We start from the raw sequence: 18,721 nt of genomic DNA on the forward strand, positions 1-18,721 counted from the left end.
TATTTTTGGTTGATTAGTGCCTACTCTATGTGCTTTTCGGCTTCCGCATTGAACGGGGTAAAAATAGAATAAGCCTAATCTAAATTAACAAGGTAATCTACCGTTTTTAAAAGGGGAAAAACACGGTATTTTTTAGTTAAATCAAATTCTTCTGTTTTAATCAAAATTTAAGTTATATTCGCTACATAAAAATCTGCCGCTGATTTTTATAAACGCCAAAAAACACTTTTAAACCTTCATACAAATGAAAGCCGTACATTTATTACTTATTACGTTATTTTTTGCAGCCTCAAAATCATACTCACAAGCTGAAGTAAATGTAATTACCCACAATTCAAAAGAACGTTATATTACAACCACAATTGGTTATCCTGTTCAGGGAACTTATGCTCCTATTGGTTTAAAACAGCCAATTACAGTTTTAAATCCTGATGGAACAGGTACTATTCAGGCCGAAGATCTAAGCAAGCAAAAAATCAATTGGGGAATTGAATGTAATGAAGATGGAACTCCAATTTTTAAAGAAGGTTTCAACAGTAAGTCCTACACATTTTGGTACAGACCCGTTGAAGGTAACGAATGGTTCTATTCTCAATTCTCGATTCATTTTGTTAAGAAAAAAATGTTCTTAATGGGTGAAAGAGTAAAAGAATACGAAGATTACAACGTACAATAGACTTTTAAAATACCCTCGCAAATTAAATTTTTCTTGGTTTTTGGGAATATTCGCTATAAAAAAGAAAACGTTTTCGTAAATTTTTAATAGTGTCTATAAATTTTCCCATAAAATTCCATAAAATAAAAAATCGTACCTTATTTTTATTTAATTTGCAGTAAAATTCAATATATTAAACATGGTTTCAATCACACGACTTTTTGATTTTCCCTATTATCAACAAGAAACTTATAACCTTCCGGTTGCACTTGCAACTAAAAAAAATGGAGTCTGGGAAAAAACATCCAGCGCAGAATATATTGCAAAAGCTAATGCCGTTTCGAGAGCATTATTGCGTATGGGCGTTCAAAAAGACGATAAAATTGCCTTAATTACTTCAAATAACAGAACTGAGTGGAATATAATGGATATTGGTATTTTGCAGACTGGTGCGCAAAATGTTCCTATTTATCCAACAATTGCTGAGGAAGATTACGAATATATTTTAAACCATAGCGGCAGTATTTATTGCTTTGTTTCTGATGATGAAGTATATCAAAAAGTACAAGCCATTAGAGCTAACGTTCCTACTTTAAAAGAGGTTTATTCTTTTAACGAAATTCCGGGCTGCAAACACTGGTCTGATTTATTATTAGCCGGAGAAGACGAAAGCAATCAAAGTGAAGTTGAAGCCAGAAAAGACAGCATTAAAACGGATGATTTAGCTACTATTATTTATACTTCCGGAACTACAGGAAAACCAAAAGGTGTTATGCTTTCGCACAACAATATTGTTTCTAATGTTTTAGACAGCGCGCCAAGAATTCCGTTTGATCCGGGAAAAAGTTCAGCTTTGAGCTTTTTGCCAATCTGCCATATTTTTGAGAGAATGATTTTATACATTTATCAATATTATGGTGTTTCGGTTTATTTTGGAGAATCGATTGATAAAATCAGTGATAACTTAAAAGAAGTTCGTCCGACCGTTATTACGGCTGTTCCGAGGCTTTTAGAGAAAGTTTACGATAAAATTTATGCAAAAGGAACTGAATTAACCGGCATCAAGAAAAAACTGTTTTTCTGGGCTATTGATTTAGGTTTAAAATACGAACCATACGGAGCAAATGGCTTTTGGTATGAGTTTCAATTAAAAATTGCCCGCAAACTTATTTTCAGCAAATGGAAAGAAGGTTTGGGTGGAAATTTAGATTTAATGGTTTCCGGAAGTGCTGCTTTACAGCCGCGTTTAACTAGAGTTTTTGCTGCTGCAGAAATTCCGGTTATGGAAGGTTACGGATTATCTGAAACTTCTCCGGTAATTGCAGTTAACGATCAAAGAAACAAAGGTTTTAAAATTGGAACTGTTGGAAAACCAATTCGTAATATTGAAGTAAAAATTGCTGAAGACGGAGAAATTCTTTGTAAAGGCCCAAACGTAATGTTAGGTTACTTTAAAGATCCTGAAAAAACAGCCGAAGCTTTACAAGACGGATATTTCCACACGGGAGATATTGGCGAAATTGACAGCGAAGGTTTCTTAAAAATCACGGATCGTAAAAAAGAAATGTTCAAAACATCAGGAGGTAAATATATTGCACCGCAAATGATCGAAAATGCCATGAAACAATCTCGTTTTATTGAGCAGATTATGGTTATTGGTGAAGGCGAAAAAATGCCGGCAGCCTTTATTCAGCCAAACTTTGAGTTTGTAAAAGAATGGGCTAAAATCCATAAAATTACTGTAGGAAGTACAGATAAAGAAATCAGCGAAAATCCAGATGTTATCAAACGTATTGATGAAGAAGTAGAAGGCATCAACAAGAAATTTGGGCACTGGGAACAAATCAAACGTTTTGAGCTTACTCCGGATGCTTGGTCTATTGATGGCGGACAGCTTACTCCTACTCTAAAATTAAAACGTAAAATCATTAAAGAAATCTATAAAGATCTTTACGCTAAAATCTATAATCACAATTAATCAAAATAATTTAACCAAAGAAAAAGGCTGTCTTAATAAAGACAGCCTTTTTTAATATCTAAAAAAACAAAAACTGCAAACAATATATATTTGCAGTTTCTTTGCACAGTTATCTGCTATCCTTTAGATAACTGTTCTTAACAAATTAAATTCTAATTTTTAAGGCACCAATGCAAAATCTTAGCGATGTTTTTGGCATCGTCAATTCCGCGGTGATGTGTTCCTTCAAGCGGAATATTCAGCATATGTAAAGCACCATTCATTCCGGTTGACCTTTGCAGACCAAACTTTTCGGCAAAATGTTCTTTTACATTGATATGCTCGTCTCCCATTGGATATGAAATACCAAACGATTTACATTGTTTTTTAAGCATATTCAGGTCGTACTGACCGTAACTTGCCCACGTATATAAATCGGGATTATATTCGTCGATTAACTCATTAATGGCATCTTCAAAACTTACTCCGTTTTTATCCAGTAAATCCTGAGTTATGGTTGTCAATTCGGTACAAAACGGACTTACGTGCGAACGCTGCGGTTTTATCAAAATACCTTTGTTCTTGGTAATTTGTCCGGTTTCTGAATCTAAAACGGCTAATCCGATTTCGATAATTTCATTTTGCTGGCCTTGCGGGACCGCGCCCTGCCAACATGTGGCTTCTAAATCAATGATAATAATTTTATCTGTAGTTTTCATTTCTTTAATTTTTAAATATTTTATAATTCTCTATCTCCAAAAGGAGCTTTCCAATCTTTCTTCATAATGATTGCTTTTACTTCATCATAAGAAAGCGGTTCATAATTGTGACAATCTACGCCAACATCAAAAGAGCGTGATGTTTCATCGTCAAACAAATGACCGTGTGAGTGACCGTATAAATGCCATGTTCCTCTAAATGAACTTCTCCACACTTTCATAGCGTAGTGAAACAAGATTATTTTCTGTCTTCCGTTTGGTGCATCTGCATCTTCAACACTTAATTCATAATAATCTTTAATCCACTCAAATCGCTTTTTATAACTTAAAGCCGATTTATCGTGATTGCCTTGTACCAGAAAAATTGAACCGTTTAACTGGTCTAAAATTTCTTTTGTTCGTTCTGGTCTTGCCAGAGAAATATCACCTAAGTGATAAACAATATCTCTCGGACTCACCTTTTCATTCCATCGTTTAATGAGTTCCGAATCCATTTCTTGCACCGAGGCAAATGGACGCTCGCTAAACTTAATTATGTTTGTATGACCAAAATGATGGTCAGACGTAAAAAATATTTTTTGATTCATTTTAATTTTAATTTTTAAACTAAAACCACCAGCGTTTCCGTTGATGGTTTTTCTTTATTTCACGAAGATTTCCTTCAATTGACCAATTACGTTTCCGCTTCCGGAAATTGTGATTTCTCCAATTTTATCAGCGATTTTTTCAACGTATTCCATCTCTTTCAATTTCCACAACATTTCGTTTTCTTCCATCAGCTTTGCTGTGTTCAATAAACTTCTTGTTGAAGCGGTTTCTTCTCTTCTCATAATACTATTGGCCTGTGCTTTTTTCTCGGCAACCAAAACCTGGTTCATGATCTCTTTCATATCTCCAGGCAAGATTACGTCACGAATTCCGGCATCAGAAATCGTTAAACCTAAATCTTCTATTTTAGTTGTTACTTCAGCCAAAATAGCTTCGGCAATTGTATCTTTTTTAGCCAATAATTCGTCTAAAGTTAATCCGCCTACAAAAGCTCTTAAAGCTAACTGCATGGCAACATACAATTGTTTTTCAAAGTCTTTATTGTCAACTAAAGCTTTCATGATATTCACAACTTGGTATCTCACAAAAAAGTTGATTCTTAATCCTGCTTTGTCTTTTGTCAATAATTCCTGTCCGGAAATTTCAACTTGTTGTTGTCTCATATCGATTGTTTTAACTTCGATTGTAATCGAGTTATTCCAAAAGTAATGTGTTCCGGATTTTAATTCTTTAACGAAAGTTCCATTCACAAATAACAAAGCTTTGTCGTTGCTTGCTACGATGAATTTTCTAACGAAGTACTTCAACTGATTATGTTCTAATAAGTTTACCGGAACATTTTCTGTGATTTCAATTTTAGAAAGATCTGCTTTTTTGAATTCGTTTTTCACAATTCCTTTCCAGAAAGGATGTCTTCCCGGAGTCAGCGTTCCTTTAAAGTTTCCGTTTACGAAATGCAAAACAATCTCGTTATCGGCAACCTCAACAACTTCAAGCATTGAAGCCAAAACTTCATTCTGCAATAAAATGTTCAATTCAAAAGGAGCGTGAAAAATGGCATTCATATCATAGATCATCACATTTTTGTCTCCAAAAATCCAGTGTAAACCTTCTTCTAATACTTTAATTAATTTTCTGTTTTCGAAAAGCAAACCCACTTGGTATGCTTCGATTTTAATTCTTTTTATCATGTTGTTTTTTGTTTCAAGTTTTCTTTGTTTCAGGTTTCAAGTTTTGAAACAGTCGAAAATCTTTGTTCTATAATTTTATTTTTTGTTTCAAGTTTCAAGTTGTAGAACAGTCGAAAATCTTTGTTCTATATTCTTTATTCTATGTTCTTTACTCTATTCTCTTGCTTCTATAATCTTGCTTCTAATCTCTCTTTCTAAATAAAAAAACCTCTTTGCCTTTCTCCTCCGAAAAAAACGGATGAAGAGTTTGTAATTTGTTTACCCGAATTGTTTTCGATTGTATTTTGCAGCGACGATCCCCAAATCATCTTAACAATCAAATCGAGAAGAAAACAAGTATTTCAAAAAACATTGCTTTTCGCACTGGCTTTATCATGAGTGTGAAATTTCAGGTTCAAAAACCTTAGTTTCACTGACAAAGACAAATCAGTTTTTTTTCATGGTCATCTTTTAAGAGTGATGGTCTCTGGAAATACAGGTTTTTGAGACCCATAAGTTGACTTACCGCTCGTCCAACTACCCCATCGGGAGTAGTGCAGGATTCGAACCTGCGTTGACTTCTATTACTCTACCGGATTGAGTTATCGCATTGCTGCGAATGGGATTCGAACCCACAACACATAGATGGAGATCATTTTTTGGAAAACAATCAAAAACCTCCAAACCAAGCTGCATAGAAAAACATAATTCGCTTTCGCGGAAAGTTCCCTACAATGGTGCTATACAGAAACACGCAACTGGGCTTGTTTGATATTTTTAATCAAAGCCGAAACTTTGATGTATTTCATTTTATAACAGAACTTGTTTTATTTCCTGAACAAATATTCAAATTACACTGCGCAGTAATTTTGCGCAGTGCAAAAATTTTAGTTAATCCATTCTATTACAGTCGATAAATAGACTTGTCTAACCTCTTCAAATCGGGTTATATTGGGAATATGATTGACTTCTAATAAATATTTAGAACCGTCTTTTGCAACGATGTAATCATTTCCTATCATGTCCATTTGCAAAACATTCTTGATATAAAGCGTGTCTTCTAACAAATCCTGATCAACAGGCATAAAATTGGCATTATCAGGATGAATAGATTTTAACCAATCGTCACCTTCTAGTTTTATCTGCCAATAGGTATCGCCAATCATCATAATACGAACGGCATCACCTTCAAAATAAGGTTCTATGATTGCGGTAAATTCGCTTTCCCATTCTCCTGTAAAGCGATGTTTGTTTTCACCACAATGCCAGTTTCCCCATTTTGCAATGGTATCTCCGGTTGTGTTAACAGAAGCGCCTGCACTTATAAATCCGCGTGGAGCGCTGAATCTTGAAAGAGACAATGCTTTTACCAGACAAGGAATTTTGAAACGGCAGTCGAGCATTGCTGAAGCCTTTGGGTAACAATCTCCATTCCAGATCGCAAGACCCGTAATGAAATCAAAATCATTGTCGTAAATTCCGTAATAGACGACTTTATCTACAGGTAACATTCCAACTCCAATCGATTTTTCCATATACAAAACCTCATCCTTAACCACAATTTTAGGTATAGACTGATGCCAGATAATATGTCCTGAATACTGGGCTTTTATAATGTCATATTCTTCCTGTTCAATTCCAACAAGAGCTATTCGGTTGTATTTTTGTTTCATCGTTTTTAATTTTTTTATTTCTTTAAAATTTTATACAGCAATTTGGCTGCATTGTAAGCATCATCCGCTCCATTATGATTCTCTCCTTCAAAAGATTCTCCAATTAACTCTAGCTCTTTCAATAATCCTTTAGGTTTCTCCTGAAGGTAAACTAAATTAAAAAGTGTCTTTATATTCAAATAGTCATTTCTAAATGGGTTTTCAATTGCTTTTGATTTACATTCTTGTTCTAATATTTCTTTATCAAAATCGCCATAACCGGCAAATGTTCTATACTTTGCCGAATATTTGGAATTAATTTTCTTCAATGCTTTCTCAAGAGAAGTTCCTTCTATCTGTAGTTTTTCATTTGTAATTCCAGTTAATTGGCGACAAAAAGAAGAAACTTGAGAAACTTCTGGTTTGATATAAAAACTTTGCTTATCTTCAATTTTTCCCGACGATAATATTAACTTACATACTCCTATCTCGATAATTTCTCTCTGATTTAAGAGTGTTTCCTCCTTAGATTCCCAGCAAGTTGCTTCAATATCAATCACTATAATTTTATCATATAACACCATGATTTCTAAATTCTTAATTATTACTTTTAAATAAATACATAATTTCCCGATTACTCGCCAGCTCTTTTTACAATAGTTTGTCAATCTCTCGCAAAGTCGCAGAGTCGCAAAGTTTTTACTTTAAGTAAATCTGCTCAATCTGCGTGAAACAAAAACTTTGCGTCTTTGCGCCTTTGTGGCTATAGTACAGGAAGAGAGACTCGAACTCTCAAAAAACTGATTCTAAGTCAGCCGCGTCTACCAATTGCGCCATTCCTGCATTTTTTTTCTGCCGCTAAGGCACAAAGACACAAAGGTTATTTTCTTAGCGTCTTTGCGACTTTGCGAGAAAATTGCTCGCCAGCTCTTTTTACAATACTTTGTCAATCTCTCGCAAAGTCGCAGAGTCGCAAAGCTTTTACTTTAGTAAATCTGCTCAATTTGTGGAAATAGTAGGATTCGAACCTACTCAGTCAAAAGACAACGGTTTTACAGACCGACCTAACTCTCCAACTTTAGCGTATTTCCATTTGTCTGAGAAGCAGGATTCGAACCTGCGACCTCCCGCGTCCAAGGCGGGTAAACAACCACCGTTATCTTCCCAGTTTTTTTTATTTTGCCACGAAGGCACTAAGGCACAAAGTTTATTTTTCTTAGCGGCTTTGCGAGAAAATTACTCGCCAGCTCTTTTTACAATACTTTGTCAATCTCTCGCAAAGTCGCAAAGTCGCAAAGTTTTTACTTTAAGTAAATCTGCTCAATCTGCGTGAAACAAAAAACTTTGCGCCTTAGTGCCTTTGCGGCAAACTCGCGGCTCATACGGGAGTCGAACCCGTTTCTCCCGAGAGACAGTCGGGAAGGTTAGCCAGTAACCCCAATGAGCCAGTTCCTTCTAGAGAACGAGTGATTTTGGAAGGATTCGAACCTTCGACCATCTGCTTAGAAGGCAGACGCTCTATCCAGCTGAGCTACAAAATCATTAATTTTTGGGCATAAAAAAAGCACCCGGTTAAAGGTGCTTTATAAATTCAATATGATATAACTATCCTATTGCCTGTATTGATGCACCTGTGTTGTTAAACGTCCAAGATCGAATCTCGGGTCTAGCAGTTGTGTGTTATATATGTTGTTATGTAAAGCCATTTTATATGTTGTATTATATTTTGAAATTGTTGTTGTTATTTGAATTTCTGTTTTCAGATTTTCTTCGGCAAAGATAAAGTCGAAAAAATCAATTATCCAAATCATTTTTAAAATTATTTTTCTGATTATCAATTAGTTATGCTTAAATTTAAAACATAGAAATCCTTGTCTGCATACTGGTGCAGATCCCTTTTTTGTATCAAATGACTGTCTCTCATCAGATTACTTTTCAAGATTATATTTCAATATTTAGTTTATGCATTAAACATTTGGTCAATTATTTTTTTAATTATTTTTAGTTATGGTTTCTTTTTTATCATTTTTCTTGTCATTTTCGCCAATTTTATTGTCACACTGAGCGAAGTCAAAGTGCCTAAAAACAAAAAAAGCGTCCCGAAATAAGGACGCTTTTATATTTTATGTTGAGTTGAACTCTAAAATTTACATTTCAATTTCATAAAAATACATGATACATCCTGATATTTTAGCCGGAAGATTTCCTGCTAAGTGATCAAAATATTGTTTTACTGAAAGTATCATCTGTATTTTTTGTTTTTTTATTACGGGTGCAAATGTAGAAGTTTTTTTCTATTTATATAATTCTCTTGTTAATTTTAAAAATGTTTTTTTTTACTAAAGTAAGAAAAAGAGTATTTTTACTCTTTCAAAAAAATGACAAAATTGTATTTTATCAAATCGATCTTGTATTTTACGGACAGTTATTTTTCTCAAAAATTTTAAATATCTTTGAATTATGAGCACAGAAACCAGACCCAGAAATATTGGCCGAAATATCAGCCGAATAAGAGAGCTTCGAGGAATGAAACAAGGAGCACTTGCGGATGCCATTGGCACAAGCCAGCAGACTATTTCCAGCATTGAAACCAGCGAGACTGTTGATTTCGAAAAATTGGTACAAATTGCAAAAGCACTTGGCGTGACGGTAGAAGCTATTGAAAATTTTACAGAAGAATCTGTTTTTAATTTCTTTAATAACTTTTACGATAATAGTGCTAATAATGGTGCTCAAGGAAACACAACTAATAATCATTGTAACTTCAATCCTCTTGATAAAGTAGTAGAACTTTACGAACGTTTGGTTCAGGCTGAAAAAGATAAAGTTGAATATTTAGAAAAATTGATGAAAGGGAAATAAAGGTTTTCTTTTTATTTTATATAAAATTGAAAAAGCGCAAACTTTTTAAAAGGGTTTGCGCTTTTTTTTGATTAAGAGTAATTACGAAGTAAGGAAATTTTTTAGCACGGGAGAACAAGGAACACTTCAGTTTATTACTATTATTTTAGTAATTCTTTAATGATGTCATGTTTAAATTTACTAAAAGGTCTTTTATGATAATCTTCTTCAATAATTTCAATACCAAAAATCATTCTATAAGCTTCTTCTTCAGATATTGATAAATGTGAAAATGTCTTATTTAATAAAATATCTAAATAGTTTTTAGAATATTTAGATCGCAAATCAAGCAGATCTCTTAATTCTTTGTTAGAATGTGCATTGTAAATTTCTTTTGTTCTATTAAATTTTAATGTTTCTCTTGTTTTTTTATCTTTTACTCTAAATTCTGTTTTTGAATTATTTAAAGAATTATCAAAAAACCACGTAAATTGGAAATTCTCCGATTTCATATATGGATGATTCATCTCTAATAAAGCATTCTCTAACCAAAGTAAGATTTCTGCTTTTGTAGCATCATTTTTCTCAATAATTTGTTTTATAATTAGCTCACAATTTCCTTTTAAATGATTGCATGATTGACAACTAGGTATTAAATTATAAAAAGACAGAGCTAATATGGGAAATTTATCTTTTGGAAACCAATGATCTAATTGAGCTCTTGCATGCATTTTGCTAATACTTAAAGTGTAATTTTTATTGCAATATACACAAGTGTCAATTTCCATTTTTTCTAAAAAAGTTATATTATTAAAATTATCATAACCAGTTTTAATCATAAAGTCTTTAACAAGCTCCTTGTCTTCATTAACTAAACCTAACCTTTCATACTCTAAATGTAAGTTTATTAATAATTCTGGTTCTCCTGAAATTATTGTATCAAAATTATTACTCAAAAATCTTAGAAAACATTTTGGTAAAAACTTTTTAACACTTGGCCTTCCTCTATTAATGTAACCATTAGTAATTATATCATTAAACAGTTTACTAACTTCAATATAATGAAACTTAAATGCTTCATCAATATTTTTATTTACTAATGAAATCATTGCTTTACAATTTTAAAATTAAGGTCATCTGCTAATTTTTGTAATTCTTCAAATTTTAGTTTTTTTTCTAATTCTGTATTTGTTTTTAAATAATATAGCATTTCATTTAATTTAATTTTTATAACAGGTTCATCTATAATATTTATTAATTTTTCATGTTTTTTAAATTCATCTTCATTAAGAATATAGTTTTCTTTTAGGTTAGTTTTAGAATCTTTTTCTTTTTGCTCATTATTCAACCAAATAATTGTGTCTTCAATTTTCCTCTTTGAATAATCTCCAATTAAACCATTTTTAATAAAAAAACTATCAGCTAATAAATCCGTAATATTTGCACCAAAAGATTTTTTGGGCCTTTCAGATCCTTTTAAAACAAACCCTTCATTTAAATACATAATATTCTGATTTGGAATATCAGAAAGAATAAATGGAGAATGAGTAATAAAAATTATATTTAAAAAATATTCCTTTAATTCTAATGTATTCAATGAATTTAATAAATCACTTAGAAAAGTTCTCTGAAAATCGGGATGTGCATACAATTCAATTTCATCAAAAATTATATTTACATTTTTATATGTAATTAATTGAATAATAGAATTTTTTAATCCAACCACATTATTTTCTTTAATTGATAGCAAATTTCTCAAATGATAAATCACTGAATGTATACTAAATATTTTTTGTTTTTCTCCAGAACTAAAATTTGAAAAATTATTCGTAGTAATTTTATTTTCAAAGTAATATTCAATTTTAAAAAAAGATGGTAATGAATGTTCTAATCTAAATATACCAATACTTAAATCTTGAATTAAGTTTTCTTTAAATCTTAATTCATCCTCTTTATCAAATTTTTTAATTGCAAGTTTTAAGGACTTTAAATATGCAGAATTTATCCAATCATAAAGTTCCTCAATATCAATAACTTTATTCTTTTTATTTTCCATAATGTCATTTTCATTTATATAACAATATTGGAGAAAAAATAAAGCTTGTTTAAATTTATGAGTAACATGACTAAAATTTCCAAATAATACTTCTAAATAGTTTTCAAACAATTCATTTAAAATTATTCTAAATTGTTGTATTTTTTTTCCATTAATTTCAACTGTTCTATCTTCAAAACATTTGCGATATTCACTATAAAGAGAATAATTACTAATTTTTCTTAGTTTTATTAATACATAATCAAATGCAAAATTGAAAAAATAATTCTGTCTATTATCCTTAACATTTTTTTCAAAATAAAATTTCTCACAAATTAATTTAAGTATTTGATCTTTTTCTTTTTTAGAATTATTTATTCTTTTATCTCCTTGGCTACGCATATCCCATAAAAATTTGGAGCTATCTAATTCTATAGTTACGTATGAAATGGTTTTATTTTTTTGGATTGTGCGTAATTTTTTTTCCTGCAAAATATTTACTAAGAAACGTGACCTAGCTAGCTGTTTTTCTATATTAATATCAATATTACCCTCATCCCTATATGGATTTATCACAACTGGAAATTGATAACCATCATTTTTATGAAATACACCTTTTATCCATTCACCAATTTCATTAGTATTAAATCCATAATGAGAATAATTAATTACCATAGTGTAAAATAAATCTTTAAAAAAATAGAATAATTCCTGATTCATTTTTTGATTAAATGGATTTGCATCATCTAAATCATTTACTGAAAAACATACAATATCTTCATTACTCTGGTCATTGATAAAAATTTTATCATCTATTAATTGAAGGCATCTAAATTTTGAAGCATTACCACTAATATAAGTATTAACCTTTCCATTTTTAATTCCTACTAATTCTGCATTATGCTGAAAATAAATTTCTACTCTCAGATTTTTTAAGTCATCTTTAAAACTTTTGTTGAATTTATCAACATCATCTTTATATTTATTAAAGTCATTTTCATCCTTGTGATATAAATCTTCAGGATTGATAAAATTTTTATTTATAATTGTTGAAATTTTAACAATAGCTGCAATAAGTAATTCTATTAATGCACTTTTTCCACTGCCATTTTTACCAACTATTGCAGAAACATTTATATTTTTTCCATATAAATCTATAGGTACAAACGTATCTTTTTCATTAATTTTTATTACATTTTTTGATTCTGGATAATCACCTAAAGTTTTGCCCATCCCTTCACTAAATTCATAATCATTATAAAATTGATAAATTTGATTCTCAATTAAGTTTTTCAACAACTTTTTATTACATTTCTCAAGCGGTCTAATTGCTAATAGTTTAAAACTCATAATTTTTATTTTTTGTATCTAATTACTTAAGTGGGTTAACTTTTGATTCTTTAACCGAAAGTGGATAAAAATTCAAATTATATTTTACGATTTTCCACAATTTTACTATTTTTTTCATTATTCGTGTCAAATATATACAAACAAAAAGCCCTTAAACCAAGTACAAACACCTGATTTAAAAGCCAACAAATAATCTTTTATAGAAACCCTAAATATTAAAAAAACTTCTAGCATTCCTAGTCGTTTCCTCCGCCAGTTTATCTAAAGTAATCCCTTTAAACTGTGCAATTGTTCCGGCAACAAAAGGCAGAAAAGCAGGTTCGCATCTTCGTTCGTGGTATTTCTTTAAAAGACTGTTTGGAGTATTTTTTGGAAGCATAAACGGCGCATCGGTTTCGATCATCATTCGGTCAAGCGGAACGTATTGAATGACTTCTTTTAAATGACTGAAACGTTTGGTGTCAGAAATCGCTCCGGTAAAACCAAGATAAAATCCGTTATCGAGATAGGTTTTGGCTTCTTGCAGCGTTCCCGTAAAACAATGCACAACGGCTTTTGGCAATTGCGGTAAATAGTCTTTGGTAATATTCATAAAACTATTGAAAGCGGCTCTTTCGTGCAAAAACAAAGGTTTCTCGACTTCGATCGCCAATTCTAATTGCGCTTTATAACATTGTTCCTGTTTGTTTCTGGGCGAAAAGTCACGATCAAAATCGAGTCCGCATTCGCCAACGGAAACGACTTGTTTCTGCTTTAATAAATTCCGCAGTTTCGAAATGCTTTGTGCATCAAAACTCTTCGCATCATGCGGATGAATTCCGGCTGTCGAATATAATATTCCCGGATATTGTTTTGCGATTTCTAATGAAGCTTCGCTGTTTCGTACGCTTGTTCCGGTCAGGATCATTTGCGAAACGTCGGCATCGATCGCGTCTTGTACAACATCGTCTATGTCGTTTTGGAATTGTTTATTGGTTAGGTTAATTCCTATGTCTATGTATGTCATTTTTTTTAAGATTTTTAGATGAAAGAAGCAAGAAACAAGACTTTCAATTGTTGCCTCTTGATTCTTTTCTCTGTTTATTTTAGATTTTAGATAATAGAAGAAAGAAGCAAGAGAAAAACATTCAAATCTTTCTTCTTGGTTCTTGCATCTATTCTCTTTTCACTTCTCACTTCTCGCGTAAATCACCTCATTTTTAAACTCGCCCTGAATTACTTTTCCGTAAATGATTTTTGTCCAGCCATTTTCGAATCCGTGGTTGTTGGCGATTAGGAAACCTTTGTTTGTGTCGATTTTTATGATTTTATGGGCGTCGATGTATCTGCCTTTTACTTTGCAGAATACGATATCGCCGATTTGATAATTTTCGCTTTTTTGAAATGTTAAGAGACTTCCGCTTTTTAATATGGGCCGCATTGAGTCTCCAAATGCTTTCATTTTTCCATTGCCAACTGTTTCTAATTCTGTTTTCAGTCGTTCGTATTTGTTATTCATATTTTTATTTTTGTCACGAAGGCTCTAAGACGCAAAGTTTCTTTTTGATCTTTGGTTTGTTTTTAATCTCGCGAAGTCGCAGAGTCGCAAAGTTTTTTACACAAAGTTTGTCATTTCGACGTAAGGAGAAATCTCCGCAAGAAACTCTACAAAGATTAGACTCAAGTTGCGGAGCTACTCGTGGAGATTTCTCCTTACGTCGAAATGACATAAAATGAGGATACGTTGTGTTAGACGCACTGCTGTGCGTCTCTACGCTGAAAACTGCGACTGTGACTGAACACTCAAAACTGATCACTGACCACTAGTCCTCTCTACTCCCGTCATCCGCCATTCTCACTAATTTTGGAGTAAATTTGGCAACTACATCTACTAAATCTTGTTGTGCTTCCATAACCTGATTGATATCTTTATACGCCATTGGTGCTTCGTCAAGTCCTGCTCCAATAAGCGTAACGCCGTGATCTTTTAAGATAGATTTCATTTCGGTTTGTGTGATGTTTTTTATCGCTTGAGTTCTGCTCATTTGTCTTCCTGCTCCGTGTGAAGCAGAATTTATGGCGTTCTCCTCTCCTTTTCCTCTCACTAAAAATCCCGGTGCAGTCATACTTCCCGGAATGATTCCCATAACGCCTTTTCCGGCTGGGGTTGCTCCTTTTCTATGTACGATTACTTCTTCGCCGTTCCAGATTTCTTTCCATGCGAAATTATGATGGTTTTCGACTTTGGCTAAAATTGCAGCGCCTAAAGCTTTTTCCATTTTATTATGGATAATTTCATGACAAGCCGAAGCGTAATCTCCTGCAAGATTCATCGCAAGCCAATATTCTTGTCCTAATTGTGAATTCATATCCAAGTAAGCTAAGTTTCTTGTTACTTCTGGAAGTTTACATTCGTCTTTGGCAATTTTGGTATAATGTCCGGCAATTGTTGCGCCCATTCCGCGTGAACCTGAATGCGTTAATAAAGCGACATATTTTCCTTTTGGAATATTCAAAACGGCATCGTCTTTTGCAAATTCCATGATTCCGAATTCGACAAAGTGATTTCCTCCGCCAGAAGATCCTAATTGCGACCAGGCTTTATCTTTTAAATTCTTCACAAACGGATTCATATTAAAAGTATCATTTTCTAAAACCGCATGATCTGATTTGTATTGACCGTGAAATCCGTGACCTGCTCCAAAAATAGAATTGGCTATTAATTCTTTTTTGAATTTGGCTTCGTTTTCAAAGTAAAAATCTTCTGGAATATCATAAACCGACAACGCCATTCTACATCCAATATCAACACCAACACCATACGGAATAATGGCATTTTTTGTGGCTAAAACTCCGCCAATTGGTAATCCGTAACCTTGATGCGCATCTGGCATTAAAGCTCCGGCAACTGTAACGGGAAGTTTCATGGCAACTTCCATTTGTTTTCTGGCCCCGTCTTCGATATGATCTAATCCGTAAGCAGAATATGCTTTTGGGTTTTCATTTAAAGCAATGAAATCTTCTGGGTTTTCATTTGCTTTTTCGATTAAAGCAACAGCTAGTTTGCTGAAAATTTTATCGTCGATATAGTTTTCTGGAGTTTCTAAAACGTTTTTAAAATTTGTGATCATTTCATCACGCGTAAAACCGTTTCTTTTGCTGTTTATTTTTAAGGCAATCCCAATTATTTTTCCTTCCGGAAATCCTAATTCTAATATATCTGTACCGTTTATTTGTGTGTTCATTTTTTCTTTTATTTTGATAGTACAAAGGTTGTTTTGTACTGCGCAGTTATTTTGCGTAGCTGTTTTAATTCTAAGTTTTTTGCTCAGCGAAGACGTATTTCTCCCAAGAGCGCAAAGTTTTATTTTAAGTGATTAACACACAGTTTGTCATTTCGAGGAACGAGAAATCTCCACGAGAAGCTCTACAAAGATTGGACTCTCGTTACGGAGTTACTTGCGGAGATTTCTCGTTCCTCGAAATGACAAATAATATGTTTTTTCTACATACATTTTTTTAATTTTAAAAGAGGTAATGTTTAGGAATGGTTTAATTTTCTTTGGAACGAAGGAACCATTTCCTGACGACACTCTTTTTTTAAGAGCAATATTGTATAAGTGATAATTTAGGACTCGAACCTAATAAATTAACCAACGAAGTAGCACTTTATACACGGCATCTTATTTTTTGAAAAAGTAATAATTGGCAAGAGTTATTTTTTGAACGAAGTAGCTCTTTGCGCACGACATTTTTCATTTTTTAAAAGAAGTAAAAAGCAATAAGAGAAACGGGGCTTGCCTTGCCAGAGTCGAACTGGATAACCTTGCTGCTTTTACAACTTCGTTATTCCTCCCCAAATTTGAGACGAAGTATCTCTTATTTACGACATTCTTTTTATTTTATCGGGTTATGAGCGACAAGAGACTATTTATGCGTGTTTCCACTTACACCATCAGATCATCTGAACAGGATTCGAACCTGTAACACAATTCCCTCGAAGTAACTCTTGTCTACGACACCAATGTTTTTTAAAACAAGGCAATATGCAATAAATGACATTACGGGCTCTACCAACTGAGCTACACTTCCGTTTTTATTTTTCTTTGCGGAAATGGCAGGGCTCGAACCTGCGACAACGTATTTAACGAAGTAACACTTATCTACGACACTTGTTTATTATTCTTATTTTCAATGAACTTATTTCTTTTACAAATATTCAAATCATGCTGCGCAATTATTTTGCGCAGCAGATTCTTTTTTACAATTCTATTCGGTTGATGTAATTCAACGCGCTGTTTTTATCTTCTAAAGCATTTAAAACATCAAATACTTTATCTGACCAGCCGGCTATTAAATATACATCGTTTTTTTCGATGTTTATTGGTGACTGACCGTAACCAGCCAAATCAAACAAATATAATTTTGCGTTTGGTGCGATAGTTTTGTATCGGTTCCAGGAGTTTGCAAATGAGTCTTTTGTGTACGTATTATTCCACATTTGAACATCTGTAAACAACATTACTTTATCTACAATTTCTTTTCGGTTTATTAAATCTTCTACAACCAAATGACCGTTTGTAGCGTAACCCACTTCACCTTCGCGTTTGTAATATTCATTAACGTTGGCCAATATGCTTCGTTTTGGCATATTGATTATTTTCCAACGGTCACCAAACATACCGCTTACTACATTTTGACAACGGCTTTGCATCAACATACCTAACATCAAACCGATATCGTAAAGCATTACTTTACTTTTTGGTGAGATTACTTTTTGCATAGAACCCGAAACGTCGCAGGCAATTACAACCGATGTATTAACATCAAAACCTTTTATGTTTTGAGCACTAATCATAACGGCATCTTCTAAAGCATCTAAAACCATTGAAGTGTATTTGAAATTCAAGTCTTTCACTTCACGATACGATGCTAAAAATCGGAATGGCAATTGTTTTGAGTTGGCGACTGCTTTTTCGTTAGAAAGGTAATCGCATACTTTCAACATATGAGAACCTGAAACATTTGCTTCTAAGATATTTCGTAAGTTACGTAACAAAACCATGTAACCTATTTTACCGCTATCGATTAATTCTTCCCATTTTTGTTTGAATGCTTTTTGTTTTTCAATGTGGTTGTAAAATTTTACTTGACCTAATTGCGACAATTCTGTTTCCCATGTATATGGTGTTTGCAAAGTATTGTTTACCAATTTATCAAAGATTGCTTGCTGTGCTTCGTCTTTTGCTTTTGGATGAACCAAAAACAAAGCATCTTTTAATTTTACAACACCATCACGATTATATTTTGCGAATTGGTATTCGTCAAATTTGTTAAACGAAACTGCTAAACCTTTTTGTATTTGTTTTGATAAACGGTTTAATTTCTTAACACCGTTTCGTTCGTTTGCCATTTGATAGTAAGCCAATAATTCTGTTATCTCGTCTGCACGTTGAATTACGTGAGTAATCATTTTACTGATTAATGAATCACCAGAATATATTTTGGCTAACTCTACAACCAAAACTAATGGCACAGAACGCATATGCATTTCGTTACGGGCATAAACAGCAAGTTTTGCTACAAATACCGGATTGCTTTTTTTGATTAAACTTTTTATTCTTTCTAAACGAGTTGTATCTTTTTCATAAAATGAAGCGTTTAAACTTGTTGTTACAACTGCTGCGTACAATTCGTATTCTGATGTTAAAGAAAAAGCTGGTGCATTTTCGTGATTAACTATATTGTTTTTTTCTTTTGCTAAAAAATTGAATTTCATAATTTCTGGTTTTTAAAATTAGACAATGGTTATTGT

General features: G+C 32.7%; 14 protein-coding genes and 5 tRNA genes. 3 read left to right on the forward strand and 16 right to left on the reverse strand.

From position 1 onward, the window contains the following. The first annotated feature begins 244 nt into the window (after positions 1 to 244). Both APR43_RS20670 and APR43_RS20675 read left to right on the forward strand, forming a co-directional pair. Positions 245 to 676: a hypothetical protein gene (locus tag APR43_RS20670; RefSeq protein ID WP_053471762.1), complete on the forward strand. Its 432-nt coding sequence runs from the start codon at positions 245 to 247 to the stop codon at positions 674 to 676. Positions 677 to 854: 178 nt separating this feature from the next. Continuing rightward, the gene (locus tag APR43_RS20675) at positions 855 to 2,633 is read left to right on the forward strand and encodes an AMP-dependent synthetase/ligase (RefSeq protein WP_053471763.1); all 1,779 of its coding nucleotides are present in this window, start codon (positions 855 to 857) and stop codon (positions 2,631 to 2,633) included. Between the two features lie 152 nt (positions 2,634 to 2,785). On the opposite strand, the gene APR43_RS20680 is transcribed toward APR43_RS20675, so the two are convergent. The 10 genes from APR43_RS20680 to APR43_RS20715 all read right to left on the reverse strand — a co-directional run bounded on the left by APR43_RS20680 (position 2,786) and on the right by APR43_RS20715 (position 8,242). Further along, positions 2,786 to 3,331, reverse strand: a complete 546-nt coding sequence (locus APR43_RS20680) for a 3'-5' exonuclease (RefSeq protein ID WP_053471764.1) — start codon at positions 3,329 to 3,331, stop codon at positions 2,786 to 2,788. A 20-nt stretch (positions 3,332 to 3,351) separates the two neighbouring features. After that, on the reverse strand, positions 3,352 to 3,918 hold the full coding sequence (locus tag APR43_RS20685; RefSeq protein WP_053471765.1) for a metallophosphoesterase family protein: 567 nt from the start codon (positions 3,916 to 3,918) through the stop codon (positions 3,352 to 3,354). Positions 3,919 to 3,972: 54 nt separating this feature from the next. Next, a complete protein-coding gene (locus APR43_RS20690) occupies positions 3,973 to 5,070 on the reverse strand; it encodes a slipin family protein (protein ID WP_053471766.1) in 1,098 nt (365 codons plus the stop codon). 866 nt (positions 5,071 to 5,936) lie between these two features. Then, complete coding sequence (locus APR43_RS20695) at positions 5,937 to 6,722, reverse strand: hypothetical protein (protein ID WP_053471767.1); 786 nt, start codon at positions 6,720 to 6,722, stop codon at positions 5,937 to 5,939. A gap of 14 nt (positions 6,723 to 6,736) precedes the next feature. Further along, positions 6,737 to 7,285, reverse strand: a complete 549-nt coding sequence (locus APR43_RS20700) for a 3'-5' exonuclease (protein ID WP_053471768.1) — start codon at positions 7,283 to 7,285, stop codon at positions 6,737 to 6,739. Between the two features lie 185 nt (positions 7,286 to 7,470). Then, positions 7,471 to 7,544, reverse strand: a tRNA-Leu gene (locus APR43_RS20705). 164 nt (positions 7,545 to 7,708) lie between these two features. Continuing rightward, positions 7,709 to 7,792 (reverse strand) — tRNA-Tyr (locus APR43_RS24535). 5 nt (positions 7,793 to 7,797) lie between these two features. Continuing rightward, positions 7,798 to 7,869 (reverse strand) — tRNA-Pro (locus APR43_RS20710). Positions 7,870 to 8,075: 206 nt separating this feature from the next. After that, positions 8,076 to 8,148: transfer RNA gene (locus tag APR43_RS24540), tRNA-Asp, on the reverse strand. A gap of 20 nt (positions 8,149 to 8,168) precedes the next feature. Further along, positions 8,169 to 8,242: transfer RNA gene (locus APR43_RS20715), tRNA-Arg, on the reverse strand. 919 nt (positions 8,243 to 9,161) lie between these two features. Between APR43_RS20715 and APR43_RS20725 the strand changes: the two genes are divergently transcribed. Beyond that, positions 9,162 to 9,563: a helix-turn-helix domain-containing protein gene (locus APR43_RS20725; RefSeq protein WP_053471770.1), complete on the forward strand. Its 402-nt coding sequence runs from the start codon at positions 9,162 to 9,164 to the stop codon at positions 9,561 to 9,563. A 140-nt stretch (positions 9,564 to 9,703) separates the two neighbouring features. On the opposite strand, the gene APR43_RS20730 is transcribed toward APR43_RS20725, so the two are convergent. The 6 genes from APR43_RS20730 to APR43_RS20755 form a co-directional block, all read right to left on the reverse strand. Beyond that, positions 9,704 to 10,651 carry an HNH endonuclease gene (locus tag APR43_RS20730; protein WP_053471771.1) on the reverse strand — a complete coding sequence of 316 codons (948 nt, stop codon included), beginning with the start codon at positions 10,649 to 10,651 and terminating at the stop codon, positions 9,704 to 9,706. Further along, entirely contained in the window at positions 10,648 to 12,927 is a 2,280-nt protein-coding gene (locus APR43_RS20735; RefSeq protein WP_123959173.1) for a hypothetical protein, read from the reverse strand. Before APR43_RS20735 ends, APR43_RS20730 begins: the two co-directional genes overlap by 4 nt. Before the next feature lie 208 nt (positions 12,928 to 13,135). Then, on the reverse strand, positions 13,136 to 13,933 hold the full coding sequence (locus tag APR43_RS20740; protein WP_053471773.1) for a TatD family hydrolase: 798 nt from the start codon (positions 13,931 to 13,933) through the stop codon (positions 13,136 to 13,138). A gap of 159 nt (positions 13,934 to 14,092) precedes the next feature. Next, positions 14,093 to 14,425 (reverse strand): S24 family peptidase, encoded by a 333-nt coding sequence (locus APR43_RS20745; RefSeq protein ID WP_053471774.1) that lies wholly within the window; start codon positions 14,423 to 14,425, stop codon positions 14,093 to 14,095. Positions 14,426 to 14,729: 304 nt separating this feature from the next. Further along, complete coding sequence (locus tag APR43_RS20750) at positions 14,730 to 16,151, reverse strand: RtcB family protein (RefSeq protein ID WP_053471775.1); 1,422 nt, start codon at positions 16,149 to 16,151, stop codon at positions 14,730 to 14,732. A gap of 1,016 nt (positions 16,152 to 17,167) precedes the next feature. After that, a complete protein-coding gene (locus APR43_RS20755) occupies positions 17,168 to 18,685 on the reverse strand; it encodes a TROVE domain-containing protein (RefSeq protein ID WP_053471776.1) in 1,518 nt (505 codons plus the stop codon). Positions 18,686 to 18,721: the final 36 nt, after the last annotated feature.

Source organism: Flavobacterium sp. NLM (assembly GCF_002210235.1).
Classification (GTDB): Bacteria; Bacteroidota; Bacteroidia; order Flavobacteriales; family Flavobacteriaceae; genus Flavobacterium; species Flavobacterium panici.

What these genes read in the sequence shown, in the direction of transcription:
- APR43_RS20670 (WP_053471762.1), top strand. Translation starts at nt 245, where the DNA reads ATGAAAGCCGTACATTTATTACTTATTACGTTATTTTTTGCAGCCTCA.
- APR43_RS20675 (WP_053471763.1), top strand. Translation starts at nt 855, where the DNA reads ATGGTTTCAATCACACGACTTTTTGATTTTCCCTATTATCAACAAGAA.
- APR43_RS20680 (WP_053471764.1), bottom strand. Translation starts at nt 3,331, where the DNA reads ATGAAAACTACAGATAAAATTATTATCATTGATTTAGAAGCCACATGT.
- APR43_RS20685 (WP_053471765.1), bottom strand. Translation starts at nt 3,918, where the DNA reads ATGAATCAAAAAATATTTTTTACGTCTGACCATCATTTTGGTCATACA.
- APR43_RS20690 (WP_053471766.1), bottom strand. Translation starts at nt 5,070, where the DNA reads ATGATAAAAAGAATTAAAATCGAAGCATACCAAGTGGGTTTGCTTTTC.
- APR43_RS20695 (WP_053471767.1), bottom strand. Translation starts at nt 6,722, where the DNA reads ATGAAACAAAAATACAACCGAATAGCTCTTGTTGGAATTGAACAGGAA.
- APR43_RS20700 (WP_053471768.1), bottom strand. Translation starts at nt 7,285, where the DNA reads ATGGTGTTATATGATAAAATTATAGTGATTGATATTGAAGCAACTTGC.
- APR43_RS20725 (WP_053471770.1), top strand. Translation starts at nt 9,162, where the DNA reads ATGAGCACAGAAACCAGACCCAGAAATATTGGCCGAAATATCAGCCGA.
- APR43_RS20730 (WP_053471771.1), bottom strand. Translation starts at nt 10,651, where the DNA reads ATGATTTCATTAGTAAATAAAAATATTGATGAAGCATTTAAGTTTCAT.
- APR43_RS20735 (WP_123959173.1), bottom strand. Translation starts at nt 12,927, where the DNA reads ATGAGTTTTAAACTATTAGCAATTAGACCGCTTGAGAAATGTAATAAA.
- APR43_RS20740 (WP_053471773.1), bottom strand. Translation starts at nt 13,933, where the DNA reads ATGACATACATAGACATAGGAATTAACCTAACCAATAAACAATTCCAA.
- APR43_RS20745 (WP_053471774.1), bottom strand. Translation starts at nt 14,425, where the DNA reads ATGAATAACAAATACGAACGACTGAAAACAGAATTAGAAACAGTTGGC.
- APR43_RS20750 (WP_053471775.1), bottom strand. Translation starts at nt 16,151, where the DNA reads ATGAACACACAAATAAACGGTACAGATATATTAGAATTAGGATTTCCG.
- APR43_RS20755 (WP_053471776.1), bottom strand. Translation starts at nt 18,685, where the DNA reads ATGAAATTCAATTTTTTAGCAAAAGAAAAAAACAATATAGTTAATCAC.